Genomic DNA, 19721 nt, shown 5'->3' with positions numbered 1-19721 from the left:
GGCGACTGCGATCGCGAGGATGGCGACCATGTCAAATTACTGAGCCGGGCGTGCCGTCATCACGGACCACAGGGCGGCCGTCTTCGTGCCACGCCTTCATTCCGCCCGACAGATTGTGCGCCGTGCGACCGGCATCGGTGAGGGCCGCGACAGCTTTGCTCGACCGAGCGCCCGAGCGGCACACCACGACCAATTTCTGCTCGGGAGGATAGGCAGCAGGATCGAGATCGCCGAGGCGTACGTGGACGGCGTCCGGGGCGTGGCCGGCTGCCCATTCGTCGTCCTCGCGGACATCGATCAGGATGGCTCCCGATTCGGCGATCAGTGCGTGTGCGGCGGCCGGATCGGCTTCCGGTGGTGCTTCAGTCATGAAGAACGCTCCTTCGATCAGTGGGTGCTTACAGGGCGTGCAGCGGCGTGGCCGGCACGAAGCGATAGCCGTCGCTCGGTGAGAACGTGGCCGAGACGGTGAACCGATCTCCTCGAATCACTGTGTGCCGCAACTCCACCGGCCGGGAATTCATGCAACCCAAGCGGCGGATCGACAGCGCGGCGGTCTTCGAGTCGAGTTCGAGTGCTGCCGCAGCCTCCGGATCCGGGACGACGGCAGTGACGTCCTCGCGGCCACCGGTCAGGCGGATGCCGCAGCGTTTCTCGAGCTCGATGTAGAGAGCCGTGTGAGTGAAGTCCGCATCCAGGAGGTCGCGTGCCAGATCCCCCGGCAACCAGGCATGGTCGAGCGCCAACGGCACGGTCCCTGCCATACGGATGCGCTCCAGGTAGAGCAGCGGAGCCTTGGGACCGACCTGCAAGGTAGCGGCCACCGCGGGGTCGGTCCGCAGTTCGAGTGCACGCACCACGCTGTGCTGGGCAACACCCGTGGCTTCCACGGCAGCGAAAAGACTGTAGAGCGCACCGAGTGGCTGCTCGATCACCGGCGGAGCCGCCAACCGAGAGGGCCGGCCACGCTCTGCAATCAAGATTCCTTCGTTCCGCAGGTGCCGCAGGGCCTCGCGGGTGGTGTGACGGCTCACTCCGTAGCTCGTCGTCAACGCATGCTCACCCGGGAACTCGGATCCGGCGAATTCGTCGTCGCCGATTCGGCGGACCAGATCGGCATGCAGTTGCGCCCACAGCGGCATCGCACTGGAACGGTCGAGCACGGCACTACGATCGGGTTCAACCATCAGAGGCCCTCCTGTCGATCTGTGTCGGAATCCGAATTCGAGCCGCCGGCTGCTGACCCTTGGGGCTACTGTACAACAAATGTACGTACATCCGTACAGACGGGAGTGATGCTCTCTCCGCGTCGAAGCGATGTCAACCGAGGATCTCGGGGCCGTCAGCTCTCCCGTCCCCGACGGACCATCCGTCGGCATCGTCGGCACGCAACGAGACGACCCTCGCATCGAGAAAGTCGTTGCCGAGCACGAACGAGCTCCTGTGGGAGTCAGACCTGTCGCCCGGGTCTGCTCCCCCCGGGGTTTGCTCTACCGTCGGTGGCGCGGCGAGCCGACAGGGCGAGCGCAGGGCCGAATCGGGGGCGGACTGCACCACCGCCTCCGATTCGGGCGTGTTCGATCAGACTGTTTCGAGGTTGCGCGCGGCCCAGGCGGCGTAGCTGCCCTCGAGTTCGACAACTCGGTAGCCGGCGCGGCGCAGGGCGCTGGCTGCGACCGCGTTACGGACGCCGCTCTGGCAGTAGGTCACGATCGGACCGCCAGTGGGCAGTCCGTCGAGGTTCCACAGCAATCGGCCACCGCTGAGCTGTTCGGAGCCAGGTATGTGGCCGTCGGCGTGTTCGGTTTTGTTGCGCACGTCCAGCACCATTGCCGGGTCGAACGAATCCAGCTCGTCCGCACCGATCGTCTCGGGTGTCGTCATGGGGAGCCCTCGTAGACTCGTGACGTACCCGGTCACCGTATCGATGCCGACCCGCAGCAGGTGATCACGTAGCTCGTCGGCGACGGCGTGGTCCTCGGCGAGCACCACCAGTGGAGTGTCCTCTCGTTCGGGGTCGTAGACCCAGGCACCGAACGAGGCTGCCTTGCCGATGCCGGGGATGTTGAGCGCTCCGGGGACAGCGCCGGCGTGCACCTCATCTTGGCCGCGGGTGTCGAGGAGGACGACCTCGTCGGAGTCAAGGGCGCGTGCCAATTCTGCGGAGTCGTACTCGCGCAAGGAAGACAGCGGCCCGAGAACGACCGGGCCCTGCTTGTTCTGACGCTTCATCCGGCCGAAGTAGGCGTGTGCATCCGGTTGACCGTCGAGCATCTCATCGACGAAGCCCTGCTCGTCGTCGCGCTCGACATACCCGGCCCACCAAGCGAAACGGCGTTCGTAGCCGACGCTGGTCGACGGCAACGCGCCGAGAGCTTTTCCGCAGGCACTGCCCGAACCGTGACCCGGAAAGACCTGGACATGATCCGGCTGCGTGACGAACGACCGCTTCAGACTGCGGAAGATCTGCTTGGCACCCTCGAAACGGGTGTCGACACCGTCTGCAGCTTCGTCGAGTAGGTCCGGGCGGCCGAGATCGCCGGCGAAGACGAAGTCGCCCGTCAACATGTATCCCGGAGCATCGGCGAAAGCACCGTCGGTCACCAGGAACGAGAGGTGCTCCGGGGTATGACCGGGCGTGTGAACAGCTTGCACGGTGATGTTCCCCAGGGCCAGCGTGTCGCCATCGTGGAGGCGTTCGGCCTCGAAGCCGTACTGCCAGTCGTCGCCGCCCTCTCCTGAGACGTAGGTGGTCGCGCCGGTGGCCTTGGCCAGCTCGCGAGTGCCGGACAGGTAGTCGGCATGGATGTGGGTCTCGGTCACGGCGGTGATGGTCATGCCATGCCGATCGGCCAGGTCCAGATACACACCGATGTCGCGGCGGGCGTCGACCACCACTGCCTCTCCCTTGGCCTGGCAGCCGATGAAGTATCCGGCTTGGGCGAGGTCTTCGTCGTAGATGCGTTCGAGAAGCATCGAAATCTCCTTGTCGATCGTGGTGGCGTCCGTACAGGTCTCAAAATTCATGGTACCCCGTGGGGTATTTTCAGGAGGTTCTGTGCGCCGCGGCGCACGGAACCGATCTCACGGGGCGGAGGTGGAGTGGGTCGAAATACCGACGCACACCCAGGGGCGCGGGAACCGGCCGATCCAGCGAGGCGCAACGACTCACAGCGACATCGCAGTGGTTGCCGATCATCACGTCCTCCTCAGCCGTCCGGCACTCGCCGACTCGGGGCGGACGAGGAAATTTCATTCGTCCCGAGTGTGGCGTTTGTCGGTATTGGCGACTAACCTCTTCCATAATGTACGTACATCCGTACGATCAATCAAGGAGAGGGCGACGTACACCTCGGCACGTGTCCTTGCACCACCTGCTCGAACGCCGGAATGACCTTCCAGCACGACTGCTGTGGATGCAGTGCACCTGGCTTCAATGACCACCAATGTTGTGACCACACGGCTCGCGCCCACACCGACGTCGAGCTGAACCACCCGGCATCAACCGAAATCGAGACAGCGCTCACCGAGCTCGTGTCTCGAACAGGAGGACCACATGTCCGCGCACACCATCGACCACAAAGTCGCGATCATCGGCGGAGGCAACGCCGGTATTTCGCTCGCGGCACGTTTGCGGCGAGCAGGAATGACCGACATCGGCATCATCGAGCCGGCAGAGACCCACTATTACCAACCTTTGTGGACGCTCGTCGGTGGAGGCCGCGCCCCGGCCTCGGAGAGTGCGCGCAGCGAGGCGTCGGTGATGCCCCAGGGCGTCGGCTGGATCAAGGATCGCGCCGAGGGGGTCGACCCCGATGCCCAGACGGTCAGCACCTCCTCGGGAACTACGATCCATTACGACCACCTGGTGGTGTGCCCCGGCATCCAGCTCGACTGGGATTCGGTGTCCGGCATGGCCGAATCGATCGACACCCCGCAGGTCTCGAGCAATTACCGCTACGATCTCGCACCCAAGACGTGGCAGATGATTCAAAAGATGCGGTCGGGCACCGCCGTGTTCACGATGCCCTCCGGCCCCATCAAATGCGCGGGTGCCCCGCAGAAGATCGCGTACCTCGCGGCCGACTACTGGCGCGAGCAGGGCGTGCTCGATGCCATCCGAGTTGTCCTCGTCCTGCCCACACCCGGAATGTTCGGGGTACCGGTGTTCGCCGAGGAGCTCGAACGAGTCGTGGCGCGTTACGGCATCGAGGTGCGCAAGAACAGCGAAGTCACCGCTGTCGATCCGGACGGCCGGTCGGTGACGATCACCGACAACAGTGCAGGTACCACCGACGAGCTACCCTACGATCTGCTCCACGTCGTACCGCGCCAATCTGCACCGGACTGGATCAAGGCCAGCCCCATAGCGGACCCCGAGAATCCAGCCGGATACGTCCAGATCGACAAGAACACACTGCGTCACAACAGATTCGACAACGTCTTCGCCCTCGGTGACGCCGGATCGTCACCGAATTCCAAGACCGGTGCCGCCATCCGCAAGCAAGCACCCGTGGTCGCCGAGAACCTGCAGGCGAGCATCGCCGGCCGTCCACTGACCGCACAGTACGGCGGGTACGCCTCCTGCCCCTTGACCACCTCTCGTAAGACGATGCTTCTGGCCGAGTTCGACTACACGATGCAGCCGGCTCCCTCGATACCGCTGATCGACACCACCCGCGAACGCCGCGACATGTGGTTCCTCAAGAGACGCGGACTGCCGGCGTTGTACTGGAATGCCATTCTCACCGGCCGAGCGTGAACGGTCGACCGCCGCACAGTTACGACCGCGAGGGCGACCTGAGCCACTATCGGTCGGTGTTCGAGGCCATCGAACGACGCGTGATACCGGAGGTGGTGATCACCCGGGTCACCCCGTATCTGCTCGTTCTGGTGTCGGCGGCCGTGCTCGGAGTGGTGCTTCCGCACACCGGCGGCGCACACGGGTACGACGTTCTTCTGCGCACCGAAAGCGCCGACGCGGAATCAGCGGGTGTGTTGGCGACACTGTTCACCGCATTCACTCTCACGTTCACCGTCGTAGCGGCCTCGATCGCGCGTCTGGTTCGGCGTTTTCGGTGGGCCGCTCTGGCTTTGGCGGGCAACGGTGTCACCACGGTGTTCGGTGTGCTCGCGATCTGGGCTCGGCAGTCACTGGCACCGACCGCGACGGTGGCGGGTCCATCGATCGGCCTGTATCTGGGGGCGGTGGCAGCCCTGCTGTCCACCGTTCTCTGGGCTCGTGTGGTGTTCACCCGCCCACCCGAGCATCCCGGTCCAGCGCGCAGGAGCTGACACGTCGCGGGCCCGAGCACCCCATCTCGAACCGGCTGTCCTGCCTCGGTCCGATCACCCCCGTGCATCGATGCGGGGGTGATCGGACCGTTGTCAGGCGAGGGCGAGAAAGAGCTTCTCGAGCTCCGCTTCGCTCATCTTCTCCCCTGTTTCCGCCCCGGTGATGCACTCACGGAGTCCGGTGGCGACGATCTTGAAGCCTGCCCGGTCGAGAGCCTTCGACACCGCGGCCAGCTGGGTGACGACGTCCTTGCAGTCACGGCCGCTCTCGATCATCGAGATAACCCCGGCGAGCTGACCCTGCGCACGCCGCAGACGGTTCAATACCAACGCGATGCTTTCGGCGTCACCGGTCATGTCGTTCAGTCCTTCGTTCGATGAAACTCCAGGTTACCCCTAGGGGTAACGATGGTCGTGGTGGCCGACGCCGGACGGTGTCGGCCACCACTATGCTGAGCATTTCGACGGTGCGAGCGTCTCAGCTGTGCGAGAAGCCGATCTTGGGTAGTGCCGCTCGCAGCCACGTCGGTGACCACCATGCGGCGTGGCCGGTCAGGCGCAGCAGCACCGGTAGCAGGACCAGTCGAATGAGTACGGCATCGAGCAGTACGGCGACGCCGAGGATGATGCCCATCTCCTTGGGTGGCAGTGGTTCGGCGAGCGCGAACGAGAAGAACACCGCGATCATCACCGCTGCCGCCGCGAAGATCACCCGACCCGAATGCGCCATTCCGTCGACCTGAGAACCGTGCGGATCACCGGTGTTCTCGTAGTGTTCCTTGACGCTCGACAGCAGAAACACCGTGTAGTCCATCGCGATTGCGAAGATCATCGCGAAGAAGAACACCGGGCCCCAACCGTTCAGGAATCCCTGCGGGGTGAATCCGAGCAGCGACGCCCCGTGACCGTCTTGGAAGATCAGCTTCGCCACACCGAATGCTGCGCCGGTGGACAGCAGGCTGACCACGGTCCCCAGCAGGGCGATCAGCGGTGCCTGGAGCGCGATCAGCAGCAGCAGGAATCCGAGCACGAGGATCACCGACACCACGATCGGCAGGTACTCGTTCAACGCGGTCTGTAGGTCCAGGTTCTCCGCGGGTGCACCGCCGACGATCGCTCCCTCGGGCAGCTCGGCGCGCAAGGCGTCGAGTGTGGTCTCGAGTGCGGGGTCCGACGGGTCCACGTTCGGGATGGCCTGCAGCATGACGTAATCGGATCCGTCCATGGCGGGCATGGGCGGCGTCACCATCGATACGCCGTCGACGCTCGCTGCGATCTGTGCGGTCTGCTCTGCCTCCGCTGTGGGGGCGATGATCTGCAGCATGCCTGGTGCGCCTTCGCCCATCTGTGCCTGCACCAGTTCGTAGCCTTGGCGGACCGGAGCGTCCTCGGGGACAACCGAAATGGACGGCATGGCGACCTTGAGACCCAGTGCCGGAATCGACAGCGCCACCAGAATCAGCAGGGAGCCGATGGCGAACGGCCACGGATGCTTGTGCAGCAACTGACCCCAGGTCGCGAATTTCGGCGAGCGGTGCACCTGTCGCTTCGCGTACGGGAGGGAGCCGGCATTGACCTTCGGTCCGAGCTTGCCCAGAACTGCGGGGAGCAGTGTGAGGGTGGCCGCGAGAACGAACACCACCGCGAGCATGATGCCCACGGCCATCGTGCGTACCGCAGGTGCAGGTACCAGAAGCACGGCGGACAGGCTGATCAGCACGGTCAGGCCGGACAGCAGGACTGCTTTGCCTGCCGTGTCCATCGTTTCTGCCACTGCACGCTGGGGGTCGATCCGTCCGGCGTCGATGGTCTTGCGGAGCGCATCCCGGAATCGGACGACGAGGAAGAGCGCGTAGTCGATACCGAGCGCCAGCGCGAACATCATCGCAAAGTTCATCGCCCACACCGAGATCGGTGTGATTTCGTTGAGCAGAACCAGACCACCCGCGGATGCGACGAGGCCGGCCAGAGTCAACAGCAAGGGCAGACCTGCCGCGACGAGCGATCCGAACGCGAGCACCATGATCGCCAATGTGACGGGCCAGGAGATGATTTCGGCCTTGATCATCGCGTCGTGGTTGGCCTTGTTGAAGTCACTCCACAGTGCCGATGCTCCGGTCGGGTAGACCTCGATCGAGTCCGTGGAGGCTGCGGTCAGCTCACCTTTGAGATCGTCGACGGCCTTCACCATCTCGTCGGTGGTCCCGTTCGCTCCACCGATGAGGATCCCGGTGTGTCCGTCGGGGCTGATCGACATTCCCGGTTGCGGGGGGATCACCTCGGAAATCCGCGAATCGGCGGCCAGAATGTCGGTGACCTCGGAAATGACCGCCGCGACAGCGGGATCGGTCACCTGCTCGGTGTCCGAATGCACGACCACCTGGATCGCGGCCGAGGAGTTCCCGCCGAAGTGCTCCTGTGCGAGTTCGCGAACCTGGACCGACTCCGATCCGTTGGATTGCCACCCGGCACCGGCGAGGGATCCGAACACCGACGGGGCGAACGCTCCCAATCCGATGATGACCACGAGCCACGCGGTGACCACCCACTTGAAGTTGCCTGCCATGCGCGCACCGAAGCGCGCCAACGGCCCGCCGGTGATTCCTGGCGGCGAGTTGTCTGCAGAACTCTCGTCGGTTCGAACGTCGGTGGAACTCACATCGTGTCCTTACTGGTCGGGAAGATGGAGGAACCGTAACACAGTACCCCCAGGGGTATGCTGGTATCATCGTATCTACCCCCTAGGGTATGCACGGACGACCGCACCACACGCAGAGAAGCGAGGATCTACCGCATGTCATGCACCGACACCCTCACCGGCCCCGGCGGACCGAGTATCGAACGCGCAGTCCCCGCGCTGGCGGGCACCATGGTCCTTGCCAGCCTCGCCGCCGGTTCCCTTCACGACCGCCGCTGGCATGTCCTGACAGCATTCGTCGGCGGGAATCTGCTGCTGTATTCCGCAGTCGGATGGTGCCCGGCCAGCCTGTTGATGAAGCGGCTGGGGATGCGTCAGAGCACAGCGACCCCGACCCGGTGAACCGCAACAGGACCCGCCCTTTGCCGTGGCAGTGGGTCGGCTACGCCTTCGGCCGCACTCTGCCCTCGACCATGACGGACTGGGTGGCCAACGATCTGACGGGCAATCACGCCGTGGTTCGGCACCTGATCCGCGGCCAGGTTCCGTTTCTTCCCATCTACGCCGTGTTCATGTTCTTTCCGGGTGAACTGTGGTTGAGTGGCTCCATGGTGCTTCTGGCGGTCCTGCTCTCGCTGTTCTTCACCGCCTCGTACATGGAAGAGAATCGGCAACGCCGCCTCGTGCGACACATGCTGCCCCGCGATCTCACGAACTCCCGTAAAGCGCAGGAATCGGAGCTGGTCAAGAAGCGTTATCTGGCGGCGCACCCCGAGTCCGAGGCCTCACGCACCGCCGCGGCACCCATCGCTCCCGGCCGGGAGCACTGAGCGATGGTCGGCGATTCGACGCACCGTCTCGCCCGATGGCAACGATTCTGGGACAAGCAAGCGGCCGGTTACGACAAGCACATGACCTTCCTCGACCGAGTCCTTTTCCGCGACACCAGATCCTGGATCTGCAGTCGCGCCCGAGGCCAGGTTCTCGAGGTCGCAGTGGGAACGGGACTCAATCTCGAGCACTACCCGGCGGGGACATCGTTGACCGGAATCGAGCTGAGTCCGGACATGCTCGCGCAGGCACACTTTCGCGCCGCCGACGTCAGACCGGATGCGCACCTGACGCTCGGGGACGCTCATGCTCTCGACTTTCCCGATGCATCCTTCGACACCGTGGTGTGCACGTTCTCACTCTGCGCCATCCCCGCCACGGACATCGCGCTCGCGGAAATGTCGCGGGTGCTGCGTCCGGGTGGAACGTTGCTCCTCGCCGATCACGTCGCCTCGTCGATCCGGCCGGTTCGATGGATCCAACGCGCCCTGGAACTGGTGAGCGTCCCGATCGGCGGCGAGCACTTTCTGCGCCGGCCCTCGCTCGTGATCACCGGTGACGAGAGCTTCTCCATCGAGGACATCGACCGGTTCACTCTCGGTCTCGTCGAGCGTCTTCACGCCACGAAAGTGGCCTGAACGGGAGCAAGGACCACCATCCTCGCGGCACGAACTACCGGCCACGCCCGGCTATCTCGGTCTCGACGAACTCGAGAAGTTGCTTCTCTGCCATCCACCCACACTTGTCGCGCACCCACGGCGAACAACCCAGGATGTAGGGGCGACGAGATCAGCCCACCGAGACTTCGCAACGACGCCGAGGCTCCGACGCTGAACCCATTTCACCCCCGCACCGAGAGTCGGTACGGGGGTGAAGATGGGGTTCGATGGAGAAATCAGGCCAGATCGTAGCGATCGAGCATCATGACCTTGTCCCAGGCCGCGACGAAGTCGCGGACGAACTTGTCCTTGGCGTCGTCGCAGGCGTACACCTCTGCGATGGCGCGCAACTCGGAGTTCGAGCCGAAGACCAGATCGTTGCGAGTTCCGGTCCACTTCTTCTCACCGGTAGCGGCATCCTTGGCCTCGTAGATGCCCTCCTCGGCGGCGGGAACCCATTCGGTGCCCATGTCGAGGAGGTTGACGAAGAAGTCGTTGGTCAGAGTGCCGACCTTGTCGGTCAGAACGCCGTGCGTCGACCCCTTGTAGTTCGCGCCGAGTACACGCAGACCACCGACGAGCACGGTCATCTCGGGTGCACTGAGCGAGAGCAGGTTCGCGCGGTCGACCAGGTTGAACTCGGCCGGCAGCTTCTGGCCCTTGCCCAGGAAGTTACGGAAACCGTCCACCTTGGGCTCCAGATCGGAGAACGAGTCGACGTCCGTCTTCTCCTGCGTGGCATCCATACGGCCCGGAGTGAACGGGACCGTGATGTCGACGCCGGCGTTCTTGGCGGCCTGCTCGACGGCTGCGACGCCACCGAGTACCACGAGGTCGGCGAAGGACACAGTTCCGGAGAACGACTGCTGGATTCCTTCGAGAACGCGGATGACCTGTGCGAGCTCGTCGGGCTCGTTGACCTCCCAGCCTGCCTGCGGCTGCAGACGCAGACGGCCACCGTTGGCACCGCCGCGCTTGTCACTGACGCGGAACGACGACGCCGCCGCCCACGCAGCCGAGATCAACTGCTCCTGAGTCAATTCGGATCCGAGGATGGCCTGCTTGAGCTCGGCGATCTGTGCGTCACCGATCAGCTCGTGATCGACGGCCGGGATCGGGTCCTGCCAGAGCAGGGGCTCCGCCGGGATCTCGGGGCCGAGGTAGCGCGTGACCGGTCCCATGTCGCGGTGGGTGAGCTTGAACCATGCCTTCTGGAATTCCTCTGCGAGCTCCTCTGGATGGTCGAGCCACCGCCGGGTGATCTGCTCGTAGATCGGGTCGACGCGCATCGCGATGTCGGAGGTGAGCATCGACGGGTGGCGACGCTTGGAGGGATCGGCGGGGTCGGGAACGAGGTCCGCGCCCTCGCCGTTCTTCGGGCGCCACTGGTGTGCACCGGCTGGGCTCTTGTAGAGCTCCCACTCGAACCCGTACAGGGTCTCGAGGAACGAGTTGTCCCACTGGGTGGGCGTGGGGGTCCAGATGACCTCGAGGCCACTGGTGATCGCGTCCGCGCCGACGCCGCTCTGGTAGCTGTTCTTCCAGCCGAGGCCCATCTGTTCGAGGGGAGCGCCTTCCGGCTCGGCACCGATGTGCACCTCGGGATCGGCAGCGCCGTGCGTCTTGCCGAAGGTGTGTCCGCCGATGGCCAACGCGGCGGTCTCGATGTCGTTCATGGCCATGCGGCCGAAGGTCTCGCGAATGTCCAGTGCGGACTGCACCGGATCCGGGTTACCGTTCGGGCCTTCGGGATTGACGTAGATCAGACCCATCTGCACTGCGGCCAGCGGGCCCTCGAGGCTGGTGCGGTCACCGTAGTAGCGCTCGTCGCCCAACCAGGTCTGCTCCGGGCCCCAGTAGATGTCCTCGTCCGGCTCCCAGGCGTCGACGCGTCCGCCGGCGTAGCCGTAGGTCGGCAGGCCCATGGACTCGATGGCGACGTTGCCGGTGAGCACGATCAGGTCGGCCCAGGAGAGCTTGCGGCCGTATTTCTGCTTGATCGGCCAGATCAGCCTGCGGGCCTTGTCCAGGCTCGCGTTGTCGGGCCAGCTGTTCAGCGGCGCGAAGCGCTGCATGCCCGCTCCGGCACCGCCGCGTCCGTCCTGCTTGCGGTACGTGCCCGCTGCGTGCCACGCCATGCGAATGAAGAACGGGCCGTAGTGACCGAAGTCCGCGGGCCACCAGGGCTGCGAGTTCGTCATCAGGGCTTCGATGTCGCGCTTGACCTCGGCGAGATCGAGAGAGTTGAACTCGGCTGCGTAGTCGAAGTCCGGGCCCATGGGGTCGCCGACTGCCGGGTTCTTCTTGAGGATCTTCAGATTCAGGGACTTGGGCCACCACTCGCGGTTGCTTCCGCCTTCGACGGGTGCCGGCATCGAGTCGTGCATGACCGGACACTTGCCACCCGACTCCTGTGGCTGGTCCTGGTTCATTTCTTTTTCGCGTGTTGTGTGGTCCTCGGACACGAGTTTTCCCTCCAGAAGATGGTGAATGATCTGATTCCCGCGGCGCTCCCGCGCCGCGACATCAGGGGCTGACGCTGGTGGAGCAGTTCTCGCACAGGCCCCAGTAGATGACCTCTGCCTCGTCGACGACGAAACCAGGGGCCTCCGACGGAGTGAGGCACGGAGCCTCACCGACGGCGCACTCCACATCGGCGATCGCGCCGCACTTGCGGCACACGAGATGGTGGTGATTGTCGCCGATCCTGCTCTCGTACCGGGAGACCGAACCGGACGGCTGAATTCGCCGGACCAGTCCCGCGGTGGTCAGAGCGCGGAGCACGTCGTACACGGCCTGGCGGGAGACATCGGGCAGGGTGGCCCGAACGGCTCTGTGGACGGTGTCGGTGTCGACGTGCGGATGTTCGTGCACCACGTCGAGCACCGCCAGACGGGGGCGGGTGACTCGGAGCGCAGCACTACGCAGCATCTCCGGGTAGTTCGACGATGAGCTCACATCGACCAGTATGCACGACTTTTCTGGAATGAGTCCGGAAAACGAGCGACGGACCGATGCGGTGCGGCGAACGCAGAGCCAGCGCGTTCGGACTCGGATGTCGATCCGGGGTACGTCGTCAGCGTCCCGATCTCACTCGACCGCGGTCCAGCCGTTCGGGCGGCCACGCGACCGACACGCTGTCCGAGGCACCGCATCGAAACCTGCCCGTGTCCGTGACGACTCGGTCTCAGCGAGAGGCCCGCGCGATCGTGTTGCCCGCCGGATCGTCGATCACGATCGAGTGGATGTCCTCGACAGAAAGGGACGTTGCGCCGGTCACCGCTGCTGCTCGGCTCGCGGTGACCGACCATTGAGCTGCTTGTTGTCGAGTCCCGTCGTTGCCGACCACTTGCAGAGTGAGGATGCCTGCGCCGGGGAGTTGTTGAACGTCGACGTCGATCGATGTGCCCCAGGCTTTCGTGGTGAGCTCGAGGTCACCTGTGGCCCCGACGGTGCTCGACAGAACGAGCGGGCGGGCACCCGCATCGTTCACCGTTGTCGAATCGTCGGAGCGGGCGAGGGTACTGAGCGGGACGATCGCCGCAGCGACTCCCAGAACGAGGGTCGCCGACACCGCAGTCCACACTCGCCGCCGCCTCTTCTCGGAGGTCCGTTGATGCCTCATCGCGCTCAGCAGGTGGTCGAGTCGCTGGTCTGCACCGGCCGTCGAGTGCACCGGTGAGAGATCTGCTGGCTGCCTGCGACGTCGAAGCACTCCTGCGACGGGTGCCAGGACGTCGATTTCGGTTCGGCAGGCAAGGCAGTCGTCGAGGTGTCGTCGTACCGCTGCTCGGTCGTCGCGCTCGAGTCCGTCGAGTACGTACGCCCCGAGCAGTGGTCGGATCTCGTCGTGCGCTGAGCTCATGGAATCAATCCCAACTCGTCGAAGATCCGGCGTAGGGCACGCACAGCGTAATAGGAGCGGGACTTGACCGTGCCGACCGCGATATCGAGGTGCGCGGCCACTTCGGAGACGGTTCGACCCTCGTAGTAGATGAGCACGATGACTGCTCGATGCTCCTCGGACAACCGACGCAGCGACTCGTCTATGAGCCACCCGTCGAGGACCCCGCCCAATTCGTCGTCGATGCACTCGGCGGCGAGTGCGATCTGATCGTGGACGAGAGTCGGCCTGCTCGTGCTCGCCCGCCACTGATCGGTGAGTACGTTTCGCGCGATGGTCATGAGATAGGACCGCGTCGATGCTGCCGTCACATCGATGCGGTCGATCCCGCGCCACGCGCGCAACATCGTCTCCTGGACGATGTCCTCACACTGCTCGCGGGTCTGGGTGTAGCGGCTGACGAATCGAGTCACTGCGTGCTGGTGCTCGCGGAAGAGCGCCGACATGGCGACTTCGGACGCATCGACGAGCTGGTGGTTGTGCTGTGAGCCGGATTCGACACCGTCCACCTAACTGCCCGAGCCGGAAGCGGCATCGGTGAAACCGGTCGTGGCGGCGGCGACCATGTCGAGAACAGGATTGGTCGGCGAGATCGAATGCCGAGCGGCGAGTACACGGATATCGGGGTGAGCCACGTGAACGATCCCTTCGGCATCCTGCCACGCCACGTATCGGGCGGGTAGGTCGATCCCCATGGTCTGCTGCGCTCCGACCAGCGCAGTCGAGACCGCAGGATTACCGACGTAGGTGACCATGGTGGGCCTCAGAGGTGTCTCGGCAGCGGCGGACGCGAGATCGACGGTTGCGACTGTGGGCTGATTCTTGGCCGCGAACGCTGCCTCGTATCGGGCAATGGACGCTGCAACCGATGCATCACTGGTCTTCTCGACCAGGTATCCCGGCGCTGCGGACACATCGGTGCCCTCTGCGGCGGCCGCCGAGGATCCCGTCGCATCGGACGCGGTCGATGCCGAGCCGGCCCGGAGTCCGTCGAGGGCGTCGGACGAGACCGGGATGCCTGCGAGCGTCGCGATGTACTCGGCGGAGTTGTATGCCAGAAACACCGTTCCGTTGGCGGCCTGCCAGACCAGGTACTTCTGTGGAAGGTCGATCGCGGCCCGTTGGTCCGCGGCGATCAACGGCGACGCCGCTTTCGGATTCCCCCCGATCACCACGGTGGTCGGGCGGATCGTCTCACCTGCTCCCTGTGCCAACTTCTCGAAATCCACAGTGGCTGCCACAGCTCCCGCCGTCTCCAGCGCGCGCTGTACCCGAGAGACCGTGTCACTCACAGAGTAGTTACTGGCGTACACCACCAGTCCGGGTTCGGACGGTGCCACATCGGGTGTCGCAGCCTTCGCGTCCGCCGACGTGGACACCGGAGTGCTCGACACCGCCACCGAACCGGTGGGTTCGGTGGAACCGCACCCGGCGAGGGCGATCACCGCCGCCGACGCGAGCAGCGACGTTGCCATACGGAACCTTGAAGTGCTCATCACGTGTCCTGTCCTCGTGCCCACGCCAGCGGTGGGCTTCACTGTGGTGTACGCACACCGAGCCTGAGGGGTTCACCCGAACCGAAGTTCCCTCCGGCGATTGCTCCCGGAATGTCGGTGCACCGGAGGGCGACACAGTCGAGTTCACGCAAGCGGAGATCTGATCGATCGGTTCACCCCGGTCTCGTCGAGCGTCTCCACGCCACAGAAGCGGCCTGAACGGGTGCAGGGACCATCTTCGCGGCACGAACGGCCGACCTCACGGCGGCACTTCTGCCTCGACGAATTCGAGAAGCCGCTTCAACAGTGAATCCGCACGCTCTTCGACGTCGTCGAGCGTCGAATCGACGCCACCGAGTAGCTGGTGTGCGTCTCGGCGTGCCCGAGTCCCGTGTTCGTAGTAGCCGGGGTCGAGTAGCGAAGCCGAGGCGGGCTTGGGTACGAGATCTGTGCTCGGCTGCCGTGCCTGCACCGAATGGTGTCGGTGCACAGGTGCTCGTCCGTCCAGGTGCGCTCGAACGATGTCGGCGACCGCATGGGCGGTAAGTGCAGTCGCAGTCAGCGGGGTGTGACCCCACCGGTCGATTGCGGTCGACAGCGGCTGTCGACCGGCCGGATCGACGTACCGGTCGAATCCGCTGAGCCCGGTACCGCCCACGGCATCGAGAGCGTCGGCGAGCATTCGAGTGTTCGGGTACCGCGTGTGATGGCCCAGCACCTCCAACCAGCGCTGGAACACCGTCCGCGGCGAGATACCCGTCTCCATCAGTGCGAGAGGAGTGACGGTGCGAACGCCGCGGCCTGTGTCGATACGAAGGGCATCGATCCTCGGATCGGCGGTGACGTCGCAGGGCCGCAGGGCCGCGATCTGGGTGTACGGCAGACCGGTCGAGGCAAAGACCAGGACGAGGGCGTCTCGCCGCGCGAACAGTTCGGACGGCCAACCGGATTCGGGGAGGCGCGCGATGACGCCGCCGATCACGGCTGCCAGCTCGTGCAGGCGCGCCGTACGCGCCACGTCCAGCGCAGCCCGGACGACCTCCGCACGGCCCGGCTGGGGTAACAGGTGCCGGGAATGGGCGGCGTCGATCACCGCGATCCGGCGGCGCTGGGTCGTGGACGCCGCGGGGTGCGCCGAGAGGAACCGAGCAAGTGAATCCGGGGAGGCCGCCAGTGGTGTTTCGTCATGGGCGGTGCACCAGTCCTCGAACAGTGACCACGTGTGCCGATCCCGCTTCGGCACCGCCACGTTCGTGATATCCGCTGGTCGAATCGAACCGGTGCAGTCGTCGTGGTCAGCATCTACCCCGGTCGCCCTATCGGCGTTCACGGGTGAAGTCACACGCCCGGTCATAGACCGAGTTCGGTGACCGCGTTGCCGACCAGAGGGGCGTGCTCGCGGGCATATGTCTCGACCATTGCGGGTGTGGTGTGCCCGGTCTGGCGCATGATCGCATGTGCATCGGCACCGTTACGGAAGGCTTGGGTGACGAATCCTGCCCGCAGGGAATGGCCGCCGAGCTGCATGACAGTCTCGGGGTCGTACCCGGCGTGAGCTGCGCGGCGGCGGATCGCCGCATGGACCGCTGCCCCGGACAACACAGTGTCGGAGAGGTTGCCGTTCTTGCGGACAGACCGGAACAGCGGCGACCGTTTCTCGGCGGTCGGCAGGGTGCCGCGGCAGAGATGGGAGTCGAATTGTGCTGCGCGAGAAAGCAGTCGAATGACGGCGGCTCTGCCCCCGGTGTCGAACGCGGCGACGATCTGCAGCCATCGCACCCACGCGCAGACCGGGCAGGATTCGTGGCAGTCGGTGAACGGAAGCGCTTTCACCGTTCCGATGCCGGTTCCGTCCTGGTCGGTCTTCGATCTTCGGATCCGTACGTGCGCACCGTCGAGACGGTCGCGGCGCACATCGCGGCATTCCAGCGCTACGAGTTCGCTGCGTCGAAATGCGCCGGTGTATCCCATCAGCAGCAGCGCGGTGTCGCGGCGTTCGAGCACCTCCGACGCCCACCCCGCTGTAGTGCGTCGGGCGTGGTCGACGATCGTGGTGATGTCGGAGGTCAGCAGCGGTGCGCGCGGGTTGCGGGGCCGCTCCCCCGCCGACGCGTAGTCCCGCCGGATACCGGCGAGGGTGGCGCGCACCATCTCGTGCCCGCACGGGTTGTCGTGTCCGGTAGCGCGGTGGCGGTCGGCGATCGCCGCGATCCATTTGCTCAGCGTCGCCGGTGCGTACGCTCGCGTCCCGTCGACGGTGAGCGTGTCGGCCGCGGCGACGAGATAGGCCGCCACCGTTGCGGGATGCGCCGGCAACGCGTAGTGCCCGTGGAGAGTGCCCCAGGTCTCGAAGCGTCGCCACGCCGAGGTGTAGGCCCGGCGGGTACCGGTCGAGCGGGACGCGGCCATGGAACGCTCGATCCGAGCCGCAACCTCGGGCGGTAGATCGGGAAACAACGCCGCGCCACCCGGCACGACAGCCGGGATCGTGGTCGGGCCGTCTACGAGCTGGCGATCTGTCATGGCTGGACTGTAGCGGGCCCTCCCGACAGACTTCTCAGGCCGAAAGCACGCTGAGCAGGCGTTTCCGCGGAGACAGTGCGGGAAGGAAAATTCTCGGCGGTCACCGCACAAATACCGTTGGTGACTATGACCCCGGCGCGAAAACGGCCTTCTCGGCTGTCGTCGCGCGTGCATCGCGGACGACCCCGCTCCATCGGGCGATAGCTATGTCGGCGGATGTTGCAGCGGGATTCCGTGGTCGAGGAACAGTTGCACCGTCTCATCCAGCTCCGCTGCGGTGCGGCACCCCCAGCGCAGGAAGTTGTACAACGAACTGGCGGATGCGGGATCGACGCGCGCTGCCGCGATGGCGGCCTCAGCCGCAGCGTGCGCGTCAGCCCATAAATCGCGCTCAGGTGCGGGATAAGACGAGCGCGTCGGAGCTGTCCCAGGATCGACCGGCTCATACGGTCGTGGGCTCAGCAGAGATGCGTGCGCACCGCCGGCATCGATCTCACCGCTCTCGACCATCGCAATGCCGATCGCTGCAGCCTCGAGGACTGTCGCCTGCTCGTCCCAGTGCAGGTCCTCGAACGGAACCCACGCTGTCCGCAACGGGCGAGAACGACCGGCGGCCCTCCAGATCGCAACGAGCCTCGTGGCCCACCGTCCGGTGCGAACCAGTGGCGAGGACACCTCGTCGACGACGGTGCGCAGAAGCCGAAACCAGACTGCGGCATGTACCCGGCCTGGGCCGAGTTCCACCCATCCCGTCGTCAGAGCCTCGGTGCTGCGCCGATCGAGGTCCGTGACCGCTGAGGGAACCGAAACGGGCGAGACCCGTTCGTCCGAACCGAACCGGACCTGATCCCAGAAGATCGCATGACCAGGGAAAGCAGAGCAGGGTTCGAGTCGACAACGGTGGTCGAGGCAGCTGCTCAGCACCGGATATCGGTGCAGCAGAGTCATGTTGATATCAGCAGTGGATTCGAGGCTGTCGAGACATACCGGGCATGCCCGACTGCGCGGAGTGCTCGCCCACGGCAACCATGCGTCGCTCGTGGGTGTGCGGCGTCGTCGATCCTCCCTCGCGAGGTCGGCCGGTAGCAGGATCGAGAATTGGTGGACGTAGATGTCGAAGTCGCAGTCGGCGGGGTCGGTGCTGTCAAGCAGCCACGGTGTCCACCCCGCCAACGTCATCATCCGCACCCTCTCTACCGGGACTGCGCCGCGACCGGCCAGCTCGGCGAGTATCCGCTCCGGTGTGTAGCGGTCGAGATCCTCGACAGCACAATCGATATCGAGGTCTGCAAACAGATCAGAAGGCTTGATGTGCGGATACAGCTCGCATATCCGGGCCAACCAGGACGAGAGGACCTCACCTGGCAGTGGCGGCGGGTGCAGCGGCCACGGGCGAACGTACGCATCATCGGGCATCGCCGCGAGCCGCGCGTTCACGCGAGGTGGCGCTCGAACTGGCGGCGTCGCTCCGTGGGACCGACGTACGGAGTGCGCATGAGCACCGATGAGGTGATCGCTTCCTCTCCACTGTCGACGGCGGTCACTGCTGCGGCAGTGAGCAGCGTTGTCAGTTCACCGATGGTGCCCTCGCAGCGAGTGAGGAGGTAGTCGGTCATCTCCGGTGATGTCAGGTGCGAGGGTTTACGGAGGGGGAAGCTCGTGGTGAAGCTGGCCAGCAGTGATCTGGTGTCGGCAGTGTTGGTCCAGACCGGCAAAGTCATGGGGTGGAATCGGTTCTCCAGCTGCGGATCGGTCCGGATGGCGAGGTAGGCATCGCGGGTTCCGACAGCGACAAGAGGAATGCGTAGTTCATTGCCCAGGAACCGCAGCACGTTCAAGAATTCGCGGCGGACGTTGTCGCGGCCGGCGAGAACATTGTGGAGCTCGTCAATGATCAACATCCGTACGCCGGTGGCGCGGAGCAGCATCAATGCTTGCTGTTCGAGTTCGTGGACCCGATTGCGGGGCCTGGTCGGTGTTCCCAACGCTGTGAGCAGTACGAGGTAGAACCGGCCGGGTGACGGGTCCGGGGGCATCTGCATGCACAACACCGGTATCTGCTCGCGGTCGGACAAGCTGATCGGCGGATGAGTGCGCCGGAACTTTTCGATGATCATCGACTTGCCGTTGTTCGTCGGACCGAGCAACAGTAGGTTCGGCATACGCTGTCGGTCCGGCCACGACAACAACGACTCCAGATGGTCGATGACCGCACGGGCCTGCGAATACCCGATCCACCTCTCCGACCGGATCAACCGGATCCGCTCCGCGTCGTCGAGTGCGGTGAGCGGTCGAACCGACTCCCGCAGGTGCCCCAAATCCTCGCTCGACGACTCGGTGGGTTCGTCGCTGCTTCCTGTCGATGCGGTCATCGC

The 19721-nt window shown here is 65.0% G+C and carries 19 protein-coding genes; 5 read left to right on the top strand and 14 right to left on the bottom strand.

What is annotated here, in order from left to right:
* Positions 1-31: 31 nt before the first annotated feature.
* From AB0P23_RS24035 to AB0P23_RS24025, 3 genes are all read right to left on the bottom strand, one after another.
* Entirely contained in the window at positions 32-370 is a 339-nt protein-coding gene (locus tag AB0P23_RS24035; RefSeq protein ID WP_363799621.1) for a rhodanese-like domain-containing protein, read from the bottom strand.
* Between the two features lie 28 nt (positions 371-398).
* Positions 399-1187 carry a GntR family transcriptional regulator gene (locus tag AB0P23_RS24030; RefSeq protein WP_032370102.1) on the bottom strand — a complete coding sequence of 263 codons (789 nt, stop codon included), beginning with the start codon at positions 1185-1187 and terminating at the stop codon, positions 399-401.
* A 394-nt stretch (positions 1188-1581) separates the two neighbouring features.
* Positions 1582-2976: an MBL fold metallo-hydrolase gene (locus AB0P23_RS24025; RefSeq protein ID WP_206497638.1), complete on the bottom strand. Its 1395-nt coding sequence runs from the start codon at positions 2974-2976 to the stop codon at positions 1582-1584.
* 580 nt (positions 2977-3556) lie between these two features.
* Here AB0P23_RS24025 and AB0P23_RS24020 point away from each other — a divergent pair.
* Both AB0P23_RS24020 and AB0P23_RS24015 read left to right on the top strand, forming a co-directional pair.
* Entirely contained in the window at positions 3557-4762 is a 1206-nt protein-coding gene (locus AB0P23_RS24020) for an FAD/NAD(P)-binding oxidoreductase (protein WP_151097337.1), read from the top strand.
* The gene (locus AB0P23_RS24015) at positions 4759-5295 is read left to right on the top strand and encodes a hypothetical protein (protein WP_006898189.1); all 537 of its coding nucleotides are present in this window, start codon (positions 4759-4761) and stop codon (positions 5293-5295) included. The genes AB0P23_RS24020 and AB0P23_RS24015 overlap by 4 nt, the downstream gene beginning before the upstream one ends.
* Before the next feature lie 93 nt (positions 5296-5388).
* Here AB0P23_RS24015 and AB0P23_RS24010 read toward each other — a convergent pair whose 3' ends face one another.
* Positions 5389-5652: a metal-sensitive transcriptional regulator gene (locus AB0P23_RS24010; protein ID WP_206497637.1), complete on the bottom strand. Its 264-nt coding sequence runs from the start codon at positions 5650-5652 to the stop codon at positions 5389-5391.
* Between the two features lie 121 nt (positions 5653-5773).
* Positions 5774-7861, bottom strand: coding sequence for an MMPL family transporter (locus AB0P23_RS24005; RefSeq protein WP_241257685.1), 2088 nt, complete (start codon positions 7859-7861; stop codon positions 5774-5776).
* 228 nt (positions 7862-8089) lie between these two features.
* Between AB0P23_RS24005 and AB0P23_RS24000 the strand changes: the two genes are divergently transcribed.
* The 3 genes from AB0P23_RS24000 to AB0P23_RS23990 are packed head-to-tail and all read left to right on the top strand — an operon-like array spanning position 8090 to position 9402.
* Positions 8090-8335: a DUF2892 domain-containing protein gene (locus AB0P23_RS24000; RefSeq protein WP_006898186.1), complete on the top strand. Its 246-nt coding sequence runs from the start codon at positions 8090-8092 to the stop codon at positions 8333-8335.
* 20 nt (positions 8336-8355) lie between these two features.
* Positions 8356-8763: a DUF5313 family protein gene (locus AB0P23_RS23995; RefSeq protein WP_206497635.1), complete on the top strand. Its 408-nt coding sequence runs from the start codon at positions 8356-8358 to the stop codon at positions 8761-8763.
* Positions 8764-8766: 3 nt separating this feature from the next.
* The gene (locus AB0P23_RS23990) at positions 8767-9402 is read left to right on the top strand and encodes a class I SAM-dependent methyltransferase (protein ID WP_151097334.1); all 636 of its coding nucleotides are present in this window, start codon (positions 8767-8769) and stop codon (positions 9400-9402) included.
* Positions 9403-9659: 257 nt separating this feature from the next.
* On the opposite strand, the gene katG is transcribed toward AB0P23_RS23990, so the two are convergent.
* From katG to AB0P23_RS23945, 9 genes are all read right to left on the bottom strand, one after another.
* A complete protein-coding gene (gene katG, locus AB0P23_RS23985; RefSeq protein ID WP_241257684.1) occupies positions 9660-11855 on the bottom strand; it encodes a catalase/peroxidase HPI in 2196 nt (731 codons plus the stop codon).
* A 94-nt stretch (positions 11856-11949) separates the two neighbouring features.
* Positions 11950-12381, bottom strand: a complete 432-nt coding sequence (locus AB0P23_RS23980) for a Fur family transcriptional regulator (protein ID WP_032370093.1) — start codon at positions 12379-12381, stop codon at positions 11950-11952.
* A 229-nt stretch (positions 12382-12610) separates the two neighbouring features.
* Positions 12611-13288 (bottom strand): zf-HC2 domain-containing protein, encoded by a 678-nt coding sequence (locus tag AB0P23_RS23975; RefSeq protein WP_027494239.1) that lies wholly within the window; start codon positions 13286-13288, stop codon positions 12611-12613.
* The gene (locus AB0P23_RS23970; RefSeq protein WP_027494238.1) at positions 13285-13836 is read right to left on the bottom strand and encodes a sigma-70 family RNA polymerase sigma factor; all 552 of its coding nucleotides are present in this window, start codon (positions 13834-13836) and stop codon (positions 13285-13287) included. The genes AB0P23_RS23975 and AB0P23_RS23970 overlap by 4 nt, the downstream gene beginning before the upstream one ends.
* Positions 13837-14823, bottom strand: coding sequence for a DUF302 domain-containing protein (locus AB0P23_RS23965; RefSeq protein WP_080729192.1), 987 nt, complete (start codon positions 14821-14823; stop codon positions 13837-13839). It lies immediately after the preceding gene.
* A gap of 259 nt (positions 14824-15082) precedes the next feature.
* A complete protein-coding gene (locus tag AB0P23_RS23960) occupies positions 15083-16066 on the bottom strand; it encodes a recombinase (protein WP_230074816.1) in 984 nt (327 codons plus the stop codon).
* A gap of 107 nt (positions 16067-16173) precedes the next feature.
* Complete coding sequence (locus AB0P23_RS23955) at positions 16174-17346, bottom strand: site-specific integrase (RefSeq protein ID WP_032390136.1); 1173 nt, start codon at positions 17344-17346, stop codon at positions 16174-16176.
* Between the two features lie 204 nt (positions 17347-17550).
* On the bottom strand, positions 17551-18783 hold the full coding sequence (locus AB0P23_RS23950) for a TniQ family protein (protein WP_363799616.1): 1233 nt from the start codon (positions 18781-18783) through the stop codon (positions 17551-17553).
* A complete protein-coding gene (locus AB0P23_RS23945; RefSeq protein ID WP_363799615.1) occupies positions 18780-19718 on the bottom strand; it encodes a TniB family NTP-binding protein in 939 nt (312 codons plus the stop codon). The genes AB0P23_RS23950 and AB0P23_RS23945 overlap by 4 nt, the downstream gene beginning before the upstream one ends.
* Between the last annotated feature and the right edge of the window lie 3 nt (positions 19719-19721).

Source organism: Rhodococcus sp. NPDC077669 (assembly GCF_040686915.1).
Taxonomy (GTDB): Bacteria; Actinomycetota; Actinomycetes; order Mycobacteriales; family Mycobacteriaceae; genus Rhodococcoides; species Rhodococcoides fascians.
This window is presented reverse-complemented; position numbering and strand designations above follow the sequence as displayed.

Bases quoted from the DNA above. Each gene is read 5' to 3' on its own strand.
- AB0P23_RS23990 (WP_151097334.1), top strand. From the start codon at position 8,767: ATGGTCGGCGATTCGACGCACCGTCTCGCCCGATGGCAACGATTCTGG.
- AB0P23_RS24005 (WP_241257685.1), bottom strand. From the start codon at position 7,861: ATGGCAGGCAACTTCAAGTGGGTGGTCACCGCGTGGCTCGTGGTCATC.
- AB0P23_RS24020 (WP_151097337.1), top strand. From the start codon at position 3,557: ATGTCCGCGCACACCATCGACCACAAAGTCGCGATCATCGGCGGAGGC.
- AB0P23_RS24035 (WP_363799621.1), bottom strand. From the start codon at position 370: ATGACTGAAGCACCACCGGAAGCCGATCCGGCCGCCGCACACGCACTG.
- AB0P23_RS24000 (WP_006898186.1), top strand. From the start codon at position 8,090: ATGTCATGCACCGACACCCTCACCGGCCCCGGCGGACCGAGTATCGAA.
- AB0P23_RS24030 (WP_032370102.1), bottom strand. From the start codon at position 1,187: ATGGTTGAACCCGATCGTAGTGCCGTGCTCGACCGTTCCAGTGCGATG.
- AB0P23_RS23965 (WP_080729192.1), bottom strand. From the start codon at position 14,823: ATGAGCACTTCAAGGTTCCGTATGGCAACGTCGCTGCTCGCGTCGGCG.
- AB0P23_RS23945 (WP_363799615.1), bottom strand. From the start codon at position 19,718: ATGACCGCATCGACAGGAAGCAGCGACGAACCCACCGAGTCGTCGAGC.
- katG (WP_241257684.1), bottom strand. From the start codon at position 11,855: ATGAACCAGGACCAGCCACAGGAGTCGGGTGGCAAGTGTCCGGTCATG.
- AB0P23_RS23955 (WP_032390136.1), bottom strand. From the start codon at position 17,346: ATGACAGATCGCCAGCTCGTAGACGGCCCGACCACGATCCCGGCTGTC.
- AB0P23_RS24025 (WP_206497638.1), bottom strand. From the start codon at position 2,976: ATGCTTCTCGAACGCATCTACGACGAAGACCTCGCCCAAGCCGGATAC.
- AB0P23_RS23975 (WP_027494239.1), bottom strand. From the start codon at position 13,288: ATGAGCTCAGCGCACGACGAGATCCGACCACTGCTCGGGGCGTACGTA.
- AB0P23_RS24010 (WP_206497637.1), bottom strand. From the start codon at position 5,652: ATGACCGGTGACGCCGAAAGCATCGCGTTGGTATTGAACCGTCTGCGG.